Below are 20,102 nucleotides of genomic sequence, written 5' to 3'. Positions count from 1 at the left end.
GCGGATGCCCCTACTCGGCGCGCGCGGTGATGGGCGAGTCGACGGTGGTCGAGTCGTCGGTGTTGCGTGCCCGGACCCGCGCCCACGGCCACGGCTGCGGCGCGATGAGGCCCGGCCAGGCGCGGTGCACCTGCTTCGCGACGAGCACGGTGACGACGACCTTCAGGATGTCCCCGGGAAGGAATGCGAATGACCCGGTGAGCGACGCCCAGAACGGGATGCCGGTGGCGACCGCGACCCAGGGGACGCCGATCGCGTAGACGGCGAGGATGCCGCCGAGCGCGGTGGCGCCGAGCGCGGGCAGCACACGATAGCGGGGGAGGAGGCGTGCCGTGAACCAGCCGATCACGACCACGCCGAGCAGCCAGCCGAGCAGGTAGCCGGCGGACGGGCCGATGAACACGCCGAGTCCGCCGCGCCCGCCGGAGAGCAGGGGCAGGCCGGCGGCGACGAGCACCTCGAGCAGGAGCACGGCGAGGAAGCCCTTGCGCGCACCGAGGAGGGCGCCGGCGAGCATGACTCCGAGGGTCTGGAAGGTGATCGGCACACCGGTCGCACCGATCTGCAGCGCACCGGGCAGGCCGAGGGCGGCGATGAGGGCGGCGAAGACGGCGATCTGCGCGAGGTCGCGCGCCGACGAGCGTGCGATTCGGCGTTCGGAAGTCTGGGCGGTCATGTTCGATCCCCTCGGTGAATGGTGTGCGGGCGTCTGTGCCTCGCTGTTCACGCTATGAGGGCGGGGGAGGGCCGCGTCGCCGCAGCGTTACAAGAATGGAGCCCGGATTTTGGACGGGGCTCAGGCGGCGCGCGCGTCGAGGGCGGCGGCGGGGCCGATCGTGGGAAGCGAGGCATCGACGTCGTCGGCGCTCTCGTCGGTCGCGGCGTCGAGCGGCAGGACCGGCTCGGCCCAGACGACGAGCGGTGCCGGCTGCCAGCTCAGGGCGAGCGGCTCGTTCTCGGCGGGCACGACCACGGCGACGGCGTCGCGCTCGTCGAGCACGCTGCGGGTGAGGTCTGCGGCGATCTGGTGGGTCAGCATCGCGTGGAAGATCTGGTCGGTGTCTTCGGGAGAGCGGCGCACGAGCGACCAGGTGCCGCCGGGGCCGATGAACTCCGAGAGCTTCGCGTTGAGGAGCTCGAAGAGGTGTTCGCCGCGGAGGTCGGCCGACGTCTGGCGTGGCGTGGGGGCGGCAGCATGGGCAGACGCCTGAGCGGCGAGTCGTGCACGGCGCCAGCGGCGGAACATCGGTGACCCCTCTCGTGGTTCGTTCTCTTCGGGTCGTTCGTCCCAGTTTCGGGCACGCCGTCGAAGATCTCGCGAGACACGCCGCGCGAGCGCGGGGTCGCCCTTATTCGCCGAGTTCGCTGCGCTTGGTCTCTTCGGACACCGTGCCGATCGCAATGGCGAGGCTCGCGGCCCAGGCCACCCAGGTGAGCAGCAGGCGCCAATCACGGGGACCCGCGAGCGTTGCGCGCACGATGCCGATGCCGCTGAGCACGGCGCCGATCACGGCCCCGCTGAAGAGGTACTTGCGCATGACGGCAACGCTACCGTGCGGTGAACCGGCGCTGTGAGTCATCCGCGAATCTGACCGATCGTGCAGGATCTGACCGATCGGTCAAGTAGCGTCGACGACATGCCCATCGATGCCCAACCGACGACACGCGTGCGCGCGGCCGACGAACTCAAGCAGGTCGCCCTCGAGCAGTTCGCGACCGTCGGCTTCGCCGCAACGTCACTGCAGCACATCGCCGACCACGCGGGCTACTCGAAGTCGAGCGTGCTCTACCACTTCACGTCGAAGGAGGCGCTGCTCGAGGCCGCGATCGAACCCGCCATCTCGGAGTTCGAGGCGGTCCTCGACGACTTCATCGCGGGGCGGGGCAGCGGCCGGCGCCGGAGGCTCGTCGCCCGCGTCGTCGACCTGCTCCTCGACAACCGGCAGGCGGTCCACGTCTTCCTCATCCAGGGGCCGAGCCTCGCCGAACTGCCCATCATCGCGCGGGCGAACGACGCCGTGCGGCGGCTCGCCGATGCGATCGGCGAGGAGCGCGAGAGCGTCGTCGACCAGGTGCGGTTCGGCATCGGCCTCGGCGGCGCCGCGTTCCTCCTCACGGCCGGGCGCTCGTTCTCCGACGCCGACGCGCTGCCGGCTGACGACGAGCTCCGCGAGGTGCTGCACGTCGTGCTCGGCGAACTGCTCGCACCCGGCGACCGCCCCCACCAGACCACCACCGACTGAGAGAGATCGTGGCACTCCTTCTCCACCGCATCGGCCGCTTCGCCTATCGGCGGGCGTGGCTCGTCATCGTCGCCTGGATGGTGGTCCTCGGCGGCATCCTCGGACTCGGACTCGGACTCGGCGGCCAGCTGAAAGACTCGTTCGCCATCCCCGGCACCGAGTCGCAGACCGCGATCGACCAGCTCGCCGCCGTCTTCCCGCAGACCGCGGGCGCGTCCGCGAAAGCGGTCGTCGAGGCCCCCGACGGGTCAGCCGTCGACGACGCACGGTATCGCGACGCGATCACCGACATGGAGTCCGCGCTCGAAGACGTCGACGGCGTGGTGAGCGTGCTCGGGCCGTTCGACGAGTTCGCAGGAAAGCAGGTCTCCGACGACGAACGCACCGCCTACATCCAGGTGCAGTTCGACGGGCCGAACACCGAGGTCGCGGTCGAGTCGAAAGATGCGGTCGTCGCGACCGGTGCGGTCGGCGAAGACGCGGGGCTGCGCGTCGCGTTCGGCGGCGAGGTCTTCCAGGACACGAGCTTCGGTCTCACGGTCACCGAGGTGCTCGGCGTCGTGTTCGCCGGCGTGGTGCTCATCATCGCGTTCGGCTCGCTGCTCGCCGCCGGGATGCCGCTGCTCACGGCGCTCGTCGGCGTGGGTATCGCCTTCGGGGGCATCTCGATCGTGGCGGCGTTCGCGCCGGTGTCGTCGACCGCGCCGATGCTCGCGGTGATGATCGGGCTCGCGGTCGGCATCGACTACGCCCTCTTCATCCTGTCGCGCCATCGAACCCAGCTCGCTCGAGGGCAGGAGCCCGAAGACAGTGCGGCCGAGTCGGTCGCGACCGCCGGCGGCGCCGTGGTGTTCGCCGGGCTGACGGTCATCATCGCCCTGCTGGGGCTGCTCGTCGTCGGCATCCCGTTCCTCAGCGTCATGGGCGTCGCCGCCGCCTTCGCGGTGCTCGTCGCAGTGGCGGCTGCGGTCACCCTGCTGCCGGCCCTGCTCGGCGTGCTCGGGCGGCGCATGATCCCGAAGCCCGGCAGCCGCGCCCACCGCCGCGCCAATGCCGACGACGACGGCGGCAAGCGCACGATGGGCCGCCGCTGGGTCGACCTCGTGCTGAAGGCGCCGGTCGTGTTCCTCGTGCTCGTCGTCGGCGTGCTCGGCACGGCGGCGATCCCGGCGGCGAGCATCGACCTGAACCTGCCGAGTGGCGCGACCGCCGAAGCCGGAAGCCAGGAGCGCGAGGCGTACGACATGATCGCAGCCGGCTTCGGGCCGGGTTACAACGGCCCGCTCATCGTGACGGTCGACATCACGCAGACGACCGACATCTTCGACGACCTCGATGCGATCGGCGCACGCCTCGCCGAGGTCGACGGGGTCGTGTACGTGGGCGACGGCCTGCCCAACGAGACGGTCGACACGGCGATCATCCAGGTGATCCCCGAGAGTGCGCCGAACGACCCCGAGACGAAGCAGATCGTGCAGGACATCCGCGACCTGCAGCCCGAGATCGAGCAGGACTTCGGCACTCCGATCGCAGTGACCGGCTACACCGCCGTGTCGATCGACATCTCGAATCGCTTGAACGACGCCCTCGTGCCGTTCGCCCTCATCGTCGTCGGACTCTCGGTCATCCTGCTGCTGCTCGTGTTCCGCTCGGTGTTCGTGCCGATCACGGCGGCGCTCGGCTTCCTGCTGTCGGCGTTCGGCGCCATCGGCGTGAGCGTCGCGGTGTTCCAGTGGGGCTGGGCGGCCGAGCTCCTCAACATCGAGCCGGGCCCCATCCTGAGCTTCCTGCCGATCCTGCTCATCGCGGTGCTCTTCGGCCTCGCGATGGACTACGAGGTGTTCCTCGTGTCGGGAATGCGCGAGGAGTTCGTGAAGACCCGCGAGCCCAGGGGCTCGGTCGTACACGGGTTCCAGCACGCCGCGCGCGTGGTCACGGCGGCGGCGCTCATCATGTTCTTCGTCTTCTTCGCCTTCGTCCCCGAGGGCTCGGGGGCGATCAAGGCGATCGCGTTCGCCCTCGCGATCGGCGTGGCGTTCGACGCGTTCCTCGTGCGCATGACGCTCGTGCCGGCAGCCATGGTGCTCGCGGGCAAGGCCGCCTGGTGGCTGCCGAAGTGGCTCGCGGCCCGACTGCCGAACGTCGACATCGAGGGTGAGGGCCTGCGAGCCCACCTCGAACAGGAGGAGTGGGCCGCGGCGCGCCCCGCCGCGATCAACGCAGAGGCCGCGGTGTTCGGACTCGTCGATCGGCCGATCGGCCCGTTGACGGTCGAGGTTCCCGCCGGCGGCGTGCTCGTCGTGCGCGGTGAACCCGTCGATCGCCGGGTCGTCGTCGCGACGCTCGCCGGACGGCTTCCGCTCGTCGACGGCCGGCTCGCGGTAGAGGGATCGCCGCTGCCGACCGGCGCGGGCGAGGTCATGCGCGTCGTCGCGATCGCCGAGGGGGCGACGGATGTCCCGACCGGCGGCACCGTGGGCGAGCTGATCGCCGCGCGCCTCGACGCGACTCGCCCCTGGTATCGCCTGCGTCCGTCGTGGGCGCTCGTCGACGACTGGGCGACCCGAGCCGCCGATGCGGTCGGGCGCACGCCCGACGATCCGCGATTCGGTGCCGACACGCCGATCGCCTCGCTCGGTGCCGAGACGCGCGCGGTCGTCGCCGTCGCGGCGGCGCTCGCCGAGCGGCCGAGGGTCGTCGTGATCGATCTCGACGACGACCCGAGCGAGGCCGACCCGGCGCTGTGGCATGCGCTGGCTCGACTCGTGCCCGCCACCGTCACCCTCGTCGTCGGCCTCGGCGCCGCGGCGACCCCGCCCCATGTCTCGCCCGAACTCTCGGCACGGGGCATCCGAACCATCGAACCCGACTCCGCACCCGACCGAGTCGACGCCAGCATGGAGGCCCTGCGATGAGACTCCGATTGTCAACCAGCACACGACTCTCCCGACTCTTCGGCACGACGCCGGCGCAGCGCCGCACCCGCTACGGCGTGCTCGTCGCCGCGGTCATCGCCGTGCCGCTCGCGGTCGCCGGCATCATGTCAGGCGCGCTCGGCGGCGCCGGCGACAACCTCGAGCAGGTTCCCGCCGTCGTCGTGAACAACGACGAGATGGTCACGATGACGCTGCCCGACGGCACCGAGCAGCCCGTGCTCGCCGGCCGCCAGCTCGTCACCGAGCTCACCGATCCCGACACCGCCGGGTTCGCCTGGACCATCTCGAACGACGACGAGGCCGCCGAGATGCTCGCCGCGGGCGACGCCTACGCCGTGCTCACGATCCCCGCGGGCTTCTCGGAGGCGGTGACCTCGATCTCGGGTGAGGCTCCGACGCAGGCGAACCTCGACATCCGCACCGACGACGCGCACGGCTACCTCGCCGGCTCGGTCGCGCAGTCGGTCGGCGACGCGATGTCGACCGCGTTCGGCCGCGAACTCACCAGCCAGTACCTCGAGGGGTTCTACGAGAACCTCGCGACGATGGGGGGCGCGCTCGGCGACGCCGCCGACGGCGCGACCGAGCTGTCGTCGGGTGTCGACTCGCTCGCGGGCGGACTCGGCACCCTCTCCGACGGGGTCGGCTCGGCCGCGTCCGGGGCGACGGATGCCGCGAACGGAGCCGCACAGTACGCGTCGGGGGTCGATCAGTACACGTCTGGCGTCGACGGCATCGCCGGCGGCGTCGCCACGCTGTCGCAGCAGGCCGGTGGGCTCGACGGCATCACCGACGGCATGGCACAGTACGTGGCGGGAGTGCGTCAGACCGGCGCGGGCGTGAGCGGCGGCATCCAGCAGTACGTCGACGACGGCGTGCGCGGCACTGGTGCGGCCCTCACCGCGGGCACCGAGGCCTACGCCGAGGGCGCCGACCTCCTCGCCGCCGGAGGCGACACGCTCGCCGCCTCCATTCCGCAGCTGCTGGCCGCAGACCCGACCGGGGCCGCGGCGCAGCAGGCCGTCGCCGAGTACTCTGCGCAGGTGCGCGCGCTCGCCGACGGCGCCGATGAGCTCACCGCGGGCAACCGGACCGCGTTCGAGCAGCTGGCCGCCGGCGGTGAGATGCTCGCCGCCGAGAGCGGTGCCGGGCTCGAGAGCCTCGCTCAGGGCGGCGACACCCTCGTGGCGCAGACCGGCGCGGGCATCGACGGACTGCAGGGCGGGATCAGCGAACTCGCCGGCGGCGCGACACAGCTCTCGTCGGGTTCCGACGGAGTGCGCTCCGGCGCCGACGGACTCGCCTCGGGCGTCGGCGAACTCGCCGGCGGACTCGGATCGCTGCACACCGGCACCGAAGAAGCGGCGACCGGCGCAACCAAGCTCGCCGACGGGGCGGGCACCCTCGCGGATGGGCTCGCGACCGGCGCCGACGAGGCGTCGGCGCTCACGGACATCGACGCGGCGGCCACGGCCGAGGTCATCGCCGAGCCGGTGACCGTGGACGCGACGCGCGACCATGCGATCGAATCGACCGGCGAGGTCGTCGGCATGCTGTTCGTGCCGATCGGCCTGTGGCTCGGCGCGATGGCGATGTTCCTGGTGCTCCCGGCGTTCGGCCGTGAAGCGCTCCGCAGCACCGCGTCGACCGGCGGACTCGTCTGGCGCGCGTTCGCCCGCGCCGGTCTGCTCGCGCTCGCCCAGGCGCTCGCCGTCGTGGCGTTGCTGCACGGAGCACTCGGCGTCGACTGGAGCCTGCTGCCGCAGACCCTCGCGTTCGCCGCCCTGCTGGCGCTCGCCTTCACGGCGCTGCACTCGTTCCTGACGGTGTGGCTCGGCCGGGCCGGGCTGCTGATCTCGCTCGTGCTCGTGGCGCTGCAGTTGGCGGCATCGGGTGGGCTCTACCCCGTCGAGATCCTGAGCGGTCCATTCCAGGCGATCAGCCCGTTCCTCCCGCTCACGTGGGCGGTGCAGGGCATGCAGCTGATCGTCGCGGGCGCTGCCGGGGGAACGGTGGCCGCTGCCGCGGGCGTGATCGCGCTCTTCGGCCTCATCGGCGTCGTCGGCACGACGATCGTCGTGAGTCGTCGCCGCGGCATCCGCTCGATCGGATTCGCGGCGGCCGCGCTCGGCTGACCACCGGCGAGCCCCCGGAGTCAGGCGCCGGGCGGCTCGTCGGGCGGCGGCATCGCGCCGACCTCGGCGGCGACCTTCTCCTCATGCGAGTGCACGAGCTTCAGGCCGACCACGCAGCCGATGATGCCCGTGAGGAAGAGCACCTTCGCGATGCTCGCGGATTCGCCTCCGAAGACGATCGCGTAGGTCACCGTGAGCGCCGCGCCGAGTCCCGTCCAGATGGCGTACGCCGTGCCGAGGGGAATCCCGCGCATCGCATACGCGAGCCCCGCCATGCTCGCGGCGAGCGCGACGAAGAACACGAGCGTCGGCACGAACACCGAGAATCCGTCGGAGTAGCCGAGCGCGGTCGCCCAGACCGCCTCGAGCACCGCGCTCGCGATGAGGATCGCCCAGTACATCTCAGGCCTCCCCGACGACCTTCAGTCCGATGACGCAACCGATGATCCCGAGCAGCAGCAGGATCTTCACGATGCTCGCCCTCTCGAGGCCGAAGATCATCGCGTACGCTACCGTGAGCACGGCGCCGATGCCGACCCAGACGGCGTAGGCGGTGCCGACCGGGATCGCGGTCATCGCGTACGCGAGCCCGGTCATGCTGAGCGCGAGCGCGACCACGAAGATCACCGTCGGCCAGATGCGGCGGAAGTTCTTCGACGCGCCGAGCGCGGTCGCCCACACCGCCTCGAGCACACCCGACGCGATCAGGATCACCCATTCCATGCTCGGCCCCCCAAGAGCGTCACCATGTCCCCATGTCCCCATGCTCGCACGCGTGCGGACCGAGCGCGCGGTGCCGACTGTTAGCCTGATCGGAGCGCGAGGAGGGACATCCGCTTCATGAACGCTGCTCAGCCGACACGCGACGATCTGTACGTCGACGGCGCCTACGACATGATCGTGGTCTCGAACCGGCTTCCGGTGGACTACCAGGAGAGCCCTGACGGCGAGACGCTCTGGCGCAGCTCACCCGGTGGACTCGTCACCGCGCTCGAACCCGTCATGCGCGCCGCCGATGGCGCCTGGATCGGCTGGACCGGAGTCGCCGACCGCGAGTTCGACCCGTTCGAGCACGACGGGATCTCGATCATCCCCGTGCCGCTCTCGGCGCCCGAGCTCGAGGAATACTACGAGGGCTTCTCGAACGACACGCTGTGGCCGCTCTACCACGACGTGATCGCCCCGCCCTCGTTCCACCGGGAATGGTGGGACGCATACGTGCGCGTCAACCGGCGCTTCGCGGAGGCGGCGGCGCGAGCGGCATCGCCCGGTGCGGTCGTCTGGGTGCAGGACTACCAGCTGCAGCTCGTGCCGAAGATGCTGCGCGAGAGCCGGCCCGACCTCGTCATCGGCTTCTTCAATCACATTCCGTTTCCGGCATACGGCATCTATTCGCAGTTGCCCTGGCGTCGGCAGGTGCTCAGCGGGTTGCTCGGCGCCGACGTGATCGGATTCCAGCGCGCCGCCGATGCCGGCAACTTCTCGCGTGCCGTTCGCCGCCTGTTCGGCTACACGACACGCGGCACCCTCATCGAGGTGCCTGGCGACGACGGCGAGATTCGGCGGGTCGTCGCCCGTCACTTCCCGATCTCGATCGACGCGGCGGGATTCGAGGAGATCGCCCGCCGGCCAGAGGTGCAGGCGCGTGCACGCGAGATCCGATCGAGCCTCGGCGACCCCGAGGTCATCATGCTCGGCGTCGACCGGCTCGACTACACGAAGGGCATCCGGCACCGACTCAAGGCGTTCGGCGAGCTGTTGCGCGACGACCGGCTCTCGGTCGAACGGGCCACCCTCGTGCAGGTCGCGAGCCCGTCACGCGAGCGCGTCGAGACGTACCGGCAGCTCCGCGACGAGATCGAGCTCATGGTCGGGCGGCTCAACGGCGACCATTCGACGCTCGGGCACCAGGCGATCGCGTACCTGCACCACGGCTACCCGCGCGAAGAGATGGTGGCGCTCTACCTCGCCGCCGACGTCATGCTCGTCACGGCACTTCGCGACGGCATGAACCTCGTCGCGAAGGAGTACGTGGCGTGCCGGTTCGATCAGGACGGCGTGCTCGTGCTGAGCGAGTTCGCCGGGGCGTCCGATGAGCTGCGGCAGGCCGTCCTCGTGAACCCCCACGACATCGAGGGACTCAAGGACGCGATGGTCGAGGCTGTCGAGATGCCCCAGCGCGAGCGCACCCGGCGCATGCGCGCGCTTCGCAGGCGCGTGAACGACAACGACGTCGCCAGGTGGTCGGCGACCTTCCTGAAGACGCTCACCGGCGCCGGCATCATCGCGCCGGGAGTCCCCGACGCCCTCCTGACCGCGGTCACCGGTATCGCGTCGACCGAGCGGCTGCTCGTGGCGCTCGACTTCGATGGAACACTTGCGCCCCTCGTCGACCGGCCCGAAGACGCGCGGGCGACCAAGCGCGCTCGCGCGGCGATCGAGCGACTCGCCGCCACCGACGACACCCGCGTGGCGATCGTCTCGGGCAGGGCCCTCGCGAGCCTGCGCGGGGTCGCCGACCCGCCGACCGGTGCCCTGCTCAGCGGCTCGCACGGCGTCGAGCTGCAGCTCGACGGGGGCACGGTCACGATCGACCTGCGCGACGGGGAGCTGGATGCCCTCGAACGCCTCACGCGCATTCTCGACGAGGTCGCATCCGGTGCCGACGGAGCCTGGGTCGAGCACAAGCCGGCCGGCCGTGCACTGCACACCCGCAAGGTCGCCTCGCAGGCGGCGACCGAGCTGCAGCGTCTCGCCCGCGAGCGCGTCGAGCGCGCGGTGCCCGACCTGTCGGTGCGCACCGGCAAGGGGGTGCTCGAGTTCGCAGTCCGCTCGACCGACAAGGGCGAGGCCCTCACCCGGCTGCGCCAGCATGCCGGGTCGAGCGCGGTCATCTACGTCGGCGACGACGTCACCGACGAAGACGCGTTCGCCGCCCTCGAGAGCGACGACGTGGGCGTGAAGGTGGGGCAGGGAAAGTCGGTCGCGTCGTACCGGCTGCGGAGTCCCGAGGACGTCGCGATCCTGCTCGAGCACCTCGCTTCAGCCCGTGACGCAGAACGCGGTCGCTCCTCGCACTGGTCATAGACTCGTCCCATGCCAGAGTTCGATCCCAAACCGCGCAGCCGCACCGTCACCGACGGCATCGAAGCCATGACGAGCCGGGGCATGCTCCGCGCGGTCGGCATGGGCGATGCGGATTGGGACAAGCCCCAGATCGGCATCGCGAGCTCGTGGAACGAGATCACTCCCTGCAACCTCTCGCTCGGCCGTCTCGCACAGGCCGCGAAGGAGGGCGTGCACGGCGGGGGAGGCTACCCGCTGCAGTTCGGCACGGTGTCCGTGTCCGACGGCATCTCGATGGGCCATGAGGGCATGCACTTCTCGCTCGTGTCGCGCGAGGTCATCGCGGACTCGGTCGAGGTCGTCATGCAGGCCGAGCGACTCGACGGCTCGGTGCTGCTCGCTGGCTGCGACAAGTCGATCCCCGGCATGCTCATGGCGGCCGCACGACTCGACCTCGCCTCGGTCTTCCTCTACGCCGGGTCGATCGCGCCCGGCTGGGTGCGCCTCTCCGACGGCACCGAGAAGGACATCACGATCATCGACTCGTTCGAGGCGGTCGGCGCCGTCAGGGCCGGCACCATGAGCGAGGAGGACGCGAAGCGCATCGAGTGCGCGTTCGCACCCGGCGAGGGTGCCTGCGGCGGCATGTACACCGCCAACACGATGGCCTCGGTCGCCGAGGCGCTCGGACTCTCGCTGCCCGGCTCGGCGTCGCCGGCATCGGCCGATCGTCGCCGCGACTACTACGCGCACCGCTCGGGCGAGGCTGTCGTGAACCTCTTGAAGCACGGCATCACTGCGCGGCAGATCCTCACGAAAGAGGCCTTCGAGAACGCCATCGCCGTGGGCATGGCGCTCGGCGGCTCGACGAACATCGTGCTGCACCTGCTCGCCATCGCGCGCGAGGCCGAGGTGGAGCTCACCCTCGACGACTTCAACCGCATCGGCTCGAAGGTGCCCCACATCGGCGACCTCAAGCCGTTCGGCAAGTACGTCATGAACGACGTCGACCGACGCGGCGGCCTGCCCGTGCTCATGAAGGCGCTGCTCGACGCCGGCCTCATGCACGGCGACTGCATGACGGTCACCGGCAGAACCCTCGCCGAGAACCTCGCCGAGATGCAGATCGAGCCGCTCGACGGCGAGGTGCTGCGTTCGCTCGACAACCCCATCCACGAGACCGGCGGACTCACCATCCTGCACGGTTCGCTCGCACCAGAGGGCGCGGTCGTCAAGACCGCCGGCTTCGACGCCGCGACCTTCGAGGGCCCGGCTCGCGTGTTCGAGCGCGAGCGCGCCGCGATGGACGCCCTCACCGCCGGCGAGATCACGCACGGCGACGTCGTCGTGATCCGTTACGAAGGACCCAAGGGCGGCCCAGGCATGCGCGAGATGCTCGCGATCACCGCCGCCATCAAGGGCGCTGGGCTCGGAAAAGATGTACTACTGTTGACTGACGGTCGATTCTCAGGCGGCACAACCGGGCTGTGCATCGGCCATCTGGCACCCGAAGCAGTAGACGCAGGTCCTATTGCCTTGGTGCGCGATGGTGATCTGATTCGGGTCGATATCGCGGCCCGGTCCATCGACCTACTGGTCGACGAGACCGAGCTGGCAGCCCGCAGTGAAGGCTGGGCTCCGCTTCCTCCGCGCTATACCCGAGGCGTTCTCGCGAAGTACTCGAAGCTCGTGCGTTCCGCCGCCGAAGGCGCAACGACGGGCTGAATGCTGCGCTTCCCCGCACACACACCGTCCACCAGAACAGGAATCGAATGACCACGGAATCCACTCCCGTGCCATCGCCCGCTGCAGTGCCGCCAGGCGCACCCGTGGAGCTCACGGGTGCCGAAGGCGTCGTCCGCTCGCTCGAGATGCTCGGCATCACCGACGTCTTCGGGCTTCCCGGCGGCGCGATCCTCCCGGTCTACGACCCGCTGCTCGACAGCAAGAAGCTGCGGCACATCCTCGTGCGCCACGAGCAGGGCGCCGGCCACGCTGCCGAGGGTTACGCGTCGTCGAGCGGCAAGCTCGGCGTTGCGATCGCCACCTCGGGCCCCGGTGCCACCAACCTCGTCACCGCCATCGCCGACGCACACATGGACTCGGTGCCGATGCTCGCCATCACCGGCCAGGTGTTCTCGAACCTCATGGGCACCGATGCATTCCAAGAGGCCGACATCGTCGGCATCACGATGCCCGTCACCAAGCACTCCTTCCTCGTGAAGCGTGCCGAGGACATCCCCGCGACGATCGCGGCGGCGGTGCACATCGCCACCACCGGTCGCCCCGGCCCAGTGCTCGTCGACATCACGAAAGACGCGCAGCAGGCCAAGTTCAGCTTCCGCTGGCCGCCGAAGGTCGACCTGCCGGGGTACCGGCCGATCACCAAGGCGCATGGCAAGCAGGTCGCCGCGGCAGCACAGCTCTTCGCCGAGGCCAAGCGTCCCGTGCTCTACGTCGGTGGTGGGGTCATCCGATCGCACGCGTCAGACGAACTGCTCGCGCTCGCCGAACTGACGAACGCACCCGTCGTGACGACCCTCATGGCGCGCGGCGCCTTCCCCGACTCGCACCAGCAGCATCTCGGCATGCCGGGCATGCACGGCACCGTTCCCGCAGTGATCTCGCTGCAAGAGGCAGACCTGCTGGTCGTGCTCGGCGCGCGGTTCGACGACCGCGTCACCGGCAAGGCCGCACTCTTCGCCCCGAATGCGAAGGTCGTGCACGTCGACATCGACCCCGCTGAGATCTCGAAGATCCGCACCGCCGACGTGCCGATCGTGGGCGACCTGAAAGACGTGCTCGTCGACCTCGCCGCCGCCTACCGCGACGCGATCGCGAGCGAGAAGCCCGACCTCGACGAGTGGTGGGCGACGCTCGACGGGCTGCGCAGCGAGTTCCCGCTCGGCTACACCGAGCCGAGCGACGGGCTGCTCGCGCCGCAGTACGTCATCGAGCGCATCGGCGAGCTCACGGGCCCCGAGGGAGTGTACGCCGCGGGCGTCGGCCAGCACCAGATGTGGGCCGCGCAGTTCATCAAGTACGAGCGTCCCAACTCGTGGCTCAATTCGGGCGGCGCCGGCACCATGGGCTACGCGGTGCCCGCGGCCATGGGTGCCAAGGTCGCTGAACCCGACCGCGTCGTGTGGGCGATCGACGGCGACGGGTGCTTCCAGATGACGAACCAAGAGCTGGCGACCTGCACCTTGAACAAGATCCCGATCAAGGTCGCCGTCATCAACAACTCCTCGCTCGGCATGGTGCGTCAGTGGCAGACCCTGTTCTACGACGGCCGGTACTCGAACACCGATCTGAACACCGGGCATGACACCGTGCGCATCCCCGACTTCGTGACGCTCGCCGAGGCCTACGGTGCACTCGGCATCCGCGTCACCAAGAAGGAGGAGGTCGACGCGGCGATCAAGCTCGCGCTCGAGACGAACGACCGGCCCGTCGTCATCGACTTCGTGGTCTCGGCCGACGCCATGGTGTGGCCGATGGTGCCGCAGGGCGTGTCGAACAGCTACATCCAGTACGCCCGCGACCACTCGCCGGCATTCAGCGAGGAGGACTGACCATGTCGACACACGTGCTCTCGCTCCTCGTCGAAGACAAGCCGGGTCTGCTCACCCGGGTCGCCGGGCTCTTCGCCCGACGCGGTTTCAACATCGAGTCGCTCGCGGTCGGTCACTCCGAGATCGAGGGGCTCTCGCGCATCACGGTCGTCGTCGATGTCGAAGACCTCCCGCTCGAGCAGGTCACGAAGCAGCTGAACAAGCTCGTGAACGTGATCAAGATCGTCGAGCTCGACCCCAACCAGTCGGTGCACCGTGAGCACCTGCTCATCAAGGTGCGAGTCGACAACACGACGCGTTCGCAGGTGCTCGAGGCCGTGAACCTCTTCCGCGCGCGCGTGGTCGACGTATCGACCGAGGCGCTCGTGATCGAGGTCACCGGCGACTCCGGCAAGACCACCGCGTTCCTCAAGGTGCTCGAGCCCTACGGCATCAAAGAGATCGCCCAGTCGGGCCTCCTCGCGATCGGCCGTGGCGGCAAGTCCATCACCGAACGCGTCTTCAAGAACTGAACCGCGGATGCCGCGGCACGGCGTCGCGGCATCCGTCATCTGAACCACAACGAGGAGAAAGAACAGCACATGGCTGAGATCTACTACGACAAGGACGCCGACCTGGCCCTCATCCAGGGCAAGAAGGTCGCCGTCATCGGCTACGGCTCGCAGGGCCACGCACACGCGCAGAACCTGCGCGACTCCGGCGTCGAGGTCGTCATCGGCCTCAAGGACGACTCGCGGTCGAAGCCGAAGGCAGAAGAGGCGGGCTTCCAGGTGCTGAGCGTCGCCGACGCGGCGGCCGGTGCCGACGTCATCGTCATCCTCGCGCCCGACCAGTATCAGCGCCACATCTACGCCGAGTCGATCAAGGACAACCTGACCGCGGGCAAGACCCTCGTATTCGGGCACGGATTCAACATCCGCTTCGGCTACATCGAGGCGCCCGAGGGCGTCGACGTCGTCATGGTCGCCCCCAAGGGCCCTGGCCACACCGTGCGCCGCGAGTACGAGGCCGGCCGCGGCGTGCCCGTGATCGTCGCCGTCGAGAAGGATGCCTCAGGGGAGGCCTGGCCGCTCGTGCTCTCGTACGCCAAGGCGATCGGCGGCCTGCGCGCCGGCGGCATCAAGACCACGTTCACCGAAGAGACCGAGACCGACCTGTTCGGCGAGCAGGCTGTGCTCTGCGGCGGCGTCTCGCAGCTCGTGCAGTACGGCTTCGAGACCCTCACCGAGGCGGGCTACCAGCCGCAGGTCGCATACTTCGAGGTGCTCCACGAGCTGAAGCTCATCGTCGACCTCATGTGGGAGGGCGGCATCGCCAAGCAGCGCTGGTCGGTCTCCGACACGGCCGAGTACGGTGACTACGTGTCCGGCCCGCGCGTCATCGACCCGCACGTCAAGGAGAACATGCAGGCCGTGCTCGGCGACATCCAGTCGGGCGCGTTCGCCGAGCGCTTCATCGCCGACCAAGACAATGGGCAGAAGGAGTTCCTCGAGCTCCGCGCCAAGGGCGAGGCGCACCCGATCGAGGCGACCGGCCGCGAGCTGCGCAAGCTCTTCGCGTGGAACGCCTCGAACGACGACGACTACGTCGATGGCGAGGTCGCTCGCTGACCGGATCGTAGGTCGAATAGCGCGCACGCGCGCATCGAGACCCATCGAGTAGCGCGCAGCGCGTATCGAGACCAGAACGGCTCGCTCCGGATGCTCCGGGGCGGGCCGTTCGGTGTCGCGAGGCCGCCTTGGGGTGGCTCACTCGTCGCTGAAGCCGCATGTGGAACTGAACGGCGTCGTGTAGAAGAACGTCGCCCATTCCTCACGAGTGAAATCCCGACCGGCGATCCGGCAGGCGTACTGGAACTGGTGCTCGGGATCGATGTCCCACACCATGACGCCCTCGGGCAGTGAGAGTGCGATCTCGCGGCCATCGGGGCGTATGGCACCGTCGGGGATGGGGAGCTCCAACTCGATGGTGGCACCTGGGCCACCAAAGATGCCTGGAGCGACGGCTCGGTCGTCGGTCCGGAACGGCGCGCCGATCCGGATTCCCGTCGCCGTGTCGTACAGCAACGCTGTTCCATCGTCAGTCATCACGAGCATGGCCCGGCCGTCACGACTCAGCGATGGCTGCTCGAGGCCACCCACCGCGCCGGGGATCGACCCCAACCGAGCGAGCGGATCCGTCTCGTACCGACCAATTCGAGTGCCCTCCATACCGAGGAGTTCGCCGTCCGCGAGCATGACGTGGGCTTGGATGTCGACGGGCTCGTCGTAGAGAATTCGATGATCTTCGGCGGAGAGTATCGCCAGCCGGAACTTCGACTCCTTGCCGGTCGCGCTCGGTGGCTCAGGGCGTGCGTACGTCATGGCCATCCGGTCACCCTCGGGTGCGACCGAGATCCAAAGCGGGGACCAATCGACTGCCAATGGCTCGCCTACCACGTCACCGGTCCGCGGATCGAGCTCTTGGATGAGCCCGTTTCGTGAGGCGTGGAGCAACTTGCCGTCGGGCGATGGCCAGAGCTTGTCGACCCACGGGTCCATCGTCATCTCCACCTCTTCTCCCGTGTCCGCCTCGAAGAGGCGGAACCCCCCGTCCGCTTCCGAACGCGCGTACACCCGTCCGTCGGGTGCCCAGCCGATATCGCTCACCGCCTCGTCGAAGTGATACGCCACATCACCCGTCGCCGTATCCACCACGACGACATCCTCGAGGACACCGTCGACGATCCGTCCGATTTCCAAACCGGGGGCCGGGGGATCGACCTGGGGTGCCGTCACGACGGACGAGCCTTGGTACGAGTACCCTCCTGCCAGCAAGTGGCCGGGAGCGATGAGCCGGCGGCCGAGACCGATCCCGTCAAGATGCCACCGGGAGATGGTCGGCCCACCGCGACTGATCACCGTGAGGATAGCGCCGTCCGTGCTCACGTCGATCGTTCCGATGTCCTCGTTCAGGGGGCCGATCTCCTCGGCGGGAATCGGCGCGCCGTCGGCGAGATCGAAGACGCTGATCTGACCGAATCTGCTTTCGCAATACACACGTTCCAAGGGCTCCGAGATGGCAATCCAATTGCACTGGTCGGGTGCGGGGCTGAGGTCTGTCGACCAACGCACCCGCTGATCGTGAGGTTCGACGGCGATCAGCGCGAGGCCGCCGGACGCAATCACCACTCCGGAATCGCCGACCGCCAGAGCGGCATGCGCAGAACTGCGGGGCACTACCATGCTCTCCGAGATGGTCGCCGATGTCGGATCGATCATGTCGATGCGGTCGTCGAACCGTCCGACCAGGAGCCGGCCGCTGCCGTCGAACGCGAGGGCGGCGACCGGCGGCTCAGCGGCATACTGTCGATCGTGGCGAGCCAAGGGAGTCATCTCATTGGCGATGCCGCGCATCCGGCCGTCCGCGGTCGACACGACTCTTACGGCGCCATTGCGGAAACCGGCGACGGCGATGGTCGAACCGTCGGCATTCACGGCCAGCGCACCCGTTCCGACGTCGATCGGGATCGGTCCCCGAATGCGCTCGGCGTGTTGGAGATCGAACACCACGAGGTCGGAATGCGTGGATGCTCCAGGCGCGTTCGGGTGGACCGGTTGCGCGTCAGCCGACCACAGCACCGCACCGATCCGGCCGTCGCCGCTCACCTCGACGAGGGGAGGGGGATTGGCCGAACCGGGATCGAACCCGAGGTCCAGTTCCTGGACCATCTGCCCGGTCGCGGCTTCACGGATCGCGGCATCCCCGGCGGTCGTGACCACGAGCACGTGCTCGGTGCCCGGGATGAGGCTTCCGTACGTGTTCCCGCTCGACGCCAGGACAGCCGTGCCGAGGAATCCGTCCGCCCCCTGGAGCACGCTCATGAGTCCCGATCGTGCGCGTGGGTCGTCGGGCCACCGTCGATACGCCTCGGCGGCGAGGAGGGCGGAGACGTCGCGCTCCGTCGTCTGCAGCGCGAGCGACGTGGCAACGAGCGCCTCCAGCGTGGCCCTGTCCCGTTGTGCGTTCGCCTCTTGGGAGGACACCACCGCCACCGATCCGGCGCCGACGAGCAGCACGATCAGGCCGGCCGCGACTCCGAGCAGGACACGCAGGCGTCGGTTCTGGCGACGGTCCTGACGCGCGCGCTCCTCGAACTGCGTATGCTCCGCGGTGGCGCGGGCCGCGGACGCATCGAGGAATTCGCGCTCGACGTCGGTCAGGTCTCGCGGTGCTGCATCCCGCCATTCGACGGCGGACTGCAGGCGTGCGCCGCGCAGGAGATCGTCCTCCAGACGGCCCGCGGCGCTCCACGCCTCTGCGGCCGCGGCGACTGTCGTGAGGATGCGCGTGCCCTCGGCGTCCTCATCGAGCCACGCCCGGAGGCGCGGCCATGCGGTCGCGAGCGACTCGTGCGCAACCTCGATCGAGTCGGCCTCCGCGGTGACGAGCCTCGCTCGCGCCAGCATCGACAGCACCTGTTCCCGCGAGGCATCCGCTCGAAGGGGTTTGGAGGGCACCCGGCGGCGGACCGCATTGCCGTCTGGCCCGCGGGCCACCAGTCGCAGGAGGAGCCAGCGGCAGGTCACACGCTGGTCGGGGTCCATCGAGTGGTACAGGCGGTCGGCCGACTGGGCGATCGCGCCCGAGATCCCGCCGGAGGCCTCGTAACCGGCGACCGTGAGCGTCGAACCCTCCCGCCGGAGCCAGGTCTCGACGAGCGCGTGCGAGAGATGGGGGAGCGCGCCGGTCTCGCCCGCGGCGTCCCGGAGGATGATCTCCACCAGCCCGGGCTCGATGCGCAGGCCGGCGCGCCGGGCGGGCTCCTCGACGGCCTCGCGCAGCGAGGCGGGCGCCATCGGGCCGACGAGGTGCACGCCCTCGGCGACGAGGGGCGCCAGGTCGGGGTGCGCTGCGCAGTCGCCGAGGTAGTCGGCGCGCACGACGAGGATGACCGTCGCACCCGTGACCGGCGCCTCGGCGATCGCACGGGCGGCCGCGTCGACGTCGGCCTCGCCGGCGTGGAACACCTCCTCGAACTGGTCCACGATCACGACATCGGCTCGCCCCGACCACACGGCCTCGCGGATCCGTGCATCGAGGTCGTGCTCCGGCGTGAGGATCACGACGCGGTCGCCGCGGCGTTGCAGGGCGGGGATCACGCCGGCGCGCACGAGCGAGGACTTGCCGCTGCCCGAGGCGCCGGATATGGCGAGGAAGCGCGATCTACCGAGTCGGGTCAGCGCGGCCTCGACATCGGCATCACGTCCGAAAAAGTCGTCCTCGTCTTCCACGCCGAACGGCTGCAGCCCGCGATAGGGGCAGGCGGCGCTCGTACTGGCGGGCGCCTCGCCCAGGTCGAGGGCCTCGTCGTGGCGGAGGATGCGCAGCTCGAGCTCGGCCAGCTCGGCGCCCGGCTCTGCGCCGAGCTCGTTGGCGAGTCGCTCGCGGGCCGCGCGGATGGCCGCGAGCGCGTCGGCCTGGCGGCCGCCGCGGTACAGCGCCGTGGCGAGCAGCACCCACCGTCGCTCCCGCAGCGGTGCCACGCGCACCAGTCGTTCCGCGTCTGCGACGAATGCCGCATCTTCGCCGAGCCTGAGGTGCGCGTCGACCCGCGCCTCCTCGAGCTCCATACGCACCTCGTCGAGGCGCTCCGCCTCGACGACGGCAGGCGTCCACGTCGCCAGGTCGGCGTATGGTGTGCCGCGCCAGAGCTCCAGCGCCCGTTCGACGGCATCGAGCGCGCGTGCAGGATCATCGTCGAGGTGACGGCGGGCGGATGCCGCGAGCCGTTCGAAGCGCTCGACGTCGACGGTTTCGGGGTCGATTCGCAGGGTGTAGGCGCCTGGAGACGTGGCGATCGCGTTGCGTCCGATGGCCGCCCTCACCCGGCCGATCGAGGCCTGCAGCTGCTTCTGCCAAGTGCCGGGCGGCTCGTCGCCCCAGAGTGCGTCGGCGAGTTCGTCGGTCGTGACCGGACGGTCGGCGCGAAGCACCAGCGCCGAGAGCACTGAACGCTCTCTCGGGCTGAGCGTCACCCCCTCGAGGGTGAGCGGGCCGAACACCACCACGCTCATGCTCCGCATTGTTCGCCCTTCCGGGCCGGCCGTCAACGAACCGCACATACCGCGCATACCGACTGCATACCTTCGGGATACGGCTGCATAC

Annotated in this window: 14 protein-coding genes; 8 read left to right on the top strand and 6 right to left on the bottom strand. The window is 69.7% G+C overall.

From position 1 onward, the window contains the following. Nucleotides 1-10 precede the first annotated feature (10 nt). The 3 genes from LSF15_RS11385 to LSF15_RS11375 form a co-directional block, all read right to left on the bottom strand. Nucleotides 11-676, bottom strand: coding sequence for a biotin transporter BioY (locus LSF15_RS11385; protein ID WP_232498658.1), 666 nt, complete (start codon nucleotides 674-676; stop codon nucleotides 11-13). Nucleotides 677-796: 120 nt separating this feature from the next. Then, complete coding sequence (locus tag LSF15_RS11380) at nucleotides 797-1,246, bottom strand: hypothetical protein (protein WP_232498657.1); 450 nt, start codon at nucleotides 1,244-1,246, stop codon at nucleotides 797-799. A gap of 103 nt (nucleotides 1,247-1,349) precedes the next feature. Beyond that, nucleotides 1,350-1,538, bottom strand: a complete 189-nt coding sequence (locus LSF15_RS11375) for a hypothetical protein (RefSeq protein WP_232498656.1) — start codon at nucleotides 1,536-1,538, stop codon at nucleotides 1,350-1,352. A 99-nt stretch (nucleotides 1,539-1,637) separates the two neighbouring features. On the opposite strand from LSF15_RS11375, the gene LSF15_RS11370 reads away from it, so the two are divergent. From LSF15_RS11370 to LSF15_RS11360, 3 genes are read left to right on the top strand one after another with little or no spacing between them, the layout of a single operon-like run. After that, complete coding sequence (locus LSF15_RS11370) at nucleotides 1,638-2,243, top strand: TetR/AcrR family transcriptional regulator (protein ID WP_232498655.1); 606 nt, start codon at nucleotides 1,638-1,640, stop codon at nucleotides 2,241-2,243. Between the two features lie 8 nt (nucleotides 2,244-2,251). Then, nucleotides 2,252-5,158, top strand: coding sequence for an MMPL family transporter (locus LSF15_RS11365; RefSeq protein ID WP_232498654.1), 2,907 nt, complete (start codon nucleotides 2,252-2,254; stop codon nucleotides 5,156-5,158). A gap of 8 nt (nucleotides 5,159-5,166) precedes the next feature. Continuing rightward, on the top strand, nucleotides 5,167-7,314 hold the full coding sequence (locus LSF15_RS11360; RefSeq protein WP_232498653.1) for a YhgE/Pip family protein: 2,148 nt from the start codon (nucleotides 5,167-5,169) through the stop codon (nucleotides 7,312-7,314). A gap of 20 nt (nucleotides 7,315-7,334) precedes the next feature. Here the strand turns inward: LSF15_RS11360 and LSF15_RS11355 are convergent, their stop codons facing one another. Together LSF15_RS11355 and LSF15_RS11350 are read right to left on the bottom strand one after the other, a co-directional pair. Further along, on the bottom strand, nucleotides 7,335-7,715 hold the full coding sequence (locus tag LSF15_RS11355) for a DMT family transporter (RefSeq protein WP_232498652.1): 381 nt from the start codon (nucleotides 7,713-7,715) through the stop codon (nucleotides 7,335-7,337). 1 nt (nucleotide 7,716) lies between these two features. Then, entirely contained in the window at nucleotides 7,717-8,037 is a 321-nt protein-coding gene (locus LSF15_RS11350; protein WP_232498651.1) for a DMT family transporter, read from the bottom strand. A 117-nt stretch (nucleotides 8,038-8,154) separates the two neighbouring features. Here LSF15_RS11350 and LSF15_RS11345 point away from each other — a divergent pair, with 117 nt between their 5' ends. From LSF15_RS11345 to ilvC, 5 genes are all read left to right on the top strand, one after another. Further along, a complete protein-coding gene (locus LSF15_RS11345; RefSeq protein WP_232498650.1) occupies nucleotides 8,155-10,401 on the top strand; it encodes a bifunctional alpha,alpha-trehalose-phosphate synthase (UDP-forming)/trehalose-phosphatase in 2,247 nt (748 codons plus the stop codon). Nucleotides 10,402-10,410: 9 nt separating this feature from the next. Further along, on the top strand, nucleotides 10,411-12,105 hold the full coding sequence (ilvD, locus tag LSF15_RS11340; RefSeq protein WP_232498649.1) for a dihydroxy-acid dehydratase: 1,695 nt from the start codon (nucleotides 10,411-10,413) through the stop codon (nucleotides 12,103-12,105). Nucleotides 12,106-12,152: 47 nt separating this feature from the next. Further along, on the top strand, nucleotides 12,153-13,955 hold the full coding sequence (locus LSF15_RS11335; RefSeq protein WP_232498648.1) for an acetolactate synthase large subunit: 1,803 nt from the start codon (nucleotides 12,153-12,155) through the stop codon (nucleotides 13,953-13,955). 2 nt (nucleotides 13,956-13,957) lie between these two features. Then, nucleotides 13,958-14,467, top strand: a complete 510-nt coding sequence (gene ilvN / locus LSF15_RS11330) for an acetolactate synthase small subunit (RefSeq protein ID WP_231047008.1) — start codon at nucleotides 13,958-13,960, stop codon at nucleotides 14,465-14,467. A 69-nt stretch (nucleotides 14,468-14,536) separates the two neighbouring features. Further along, nucleotides 14,537-15,565 (top strand): ketol-acid reductoisomerase, encoded by a 1,029-nt coding sequence (ilvC, locus tag LSF15_RS11325; protein WP_232498647.1) that lies wholly within the window; start codon nucleotides 14,537-14,539, stop codon nucleotides 15,563-15,565. Between the two features lie 138 nt (nucleotides 15,566-15,703). Here ilvC and LSF15_RS11320 read toward each other — a convergent pair whose 3' ends face one another. Then, the gene (locus tag LSF15_RS11320; RefSeq protein ID WP_372459984.1) at nucleotides 15,704-20,011 is read right to left on the bottom strand and encodes an nSTAND1 domain-containing NTPase; all 4,308 of its coding nucleotides are present in this window, start codon (nucleotides 20,009-20,011) and stop codon (nucleotides 15,704-15,706) included. Between the last annotated feature and the right edge of the window lie 91 nt (nucleotides 20,012-20,102).

The organism is Agromyces humatus (genome assembly GCF_021228295.1).
Classification (GTDB): Bacteria; Actinomycetota; Actinomycetes; order Actinomycetales; family Microbacteriaceae; genus Agromyces; species Agromyces humatus.
The sequence above is the reverse complement of the archived record's forward strand: the minus strand, read 5'-3'. Positions and strand labels throughout refer to the sequence as shown.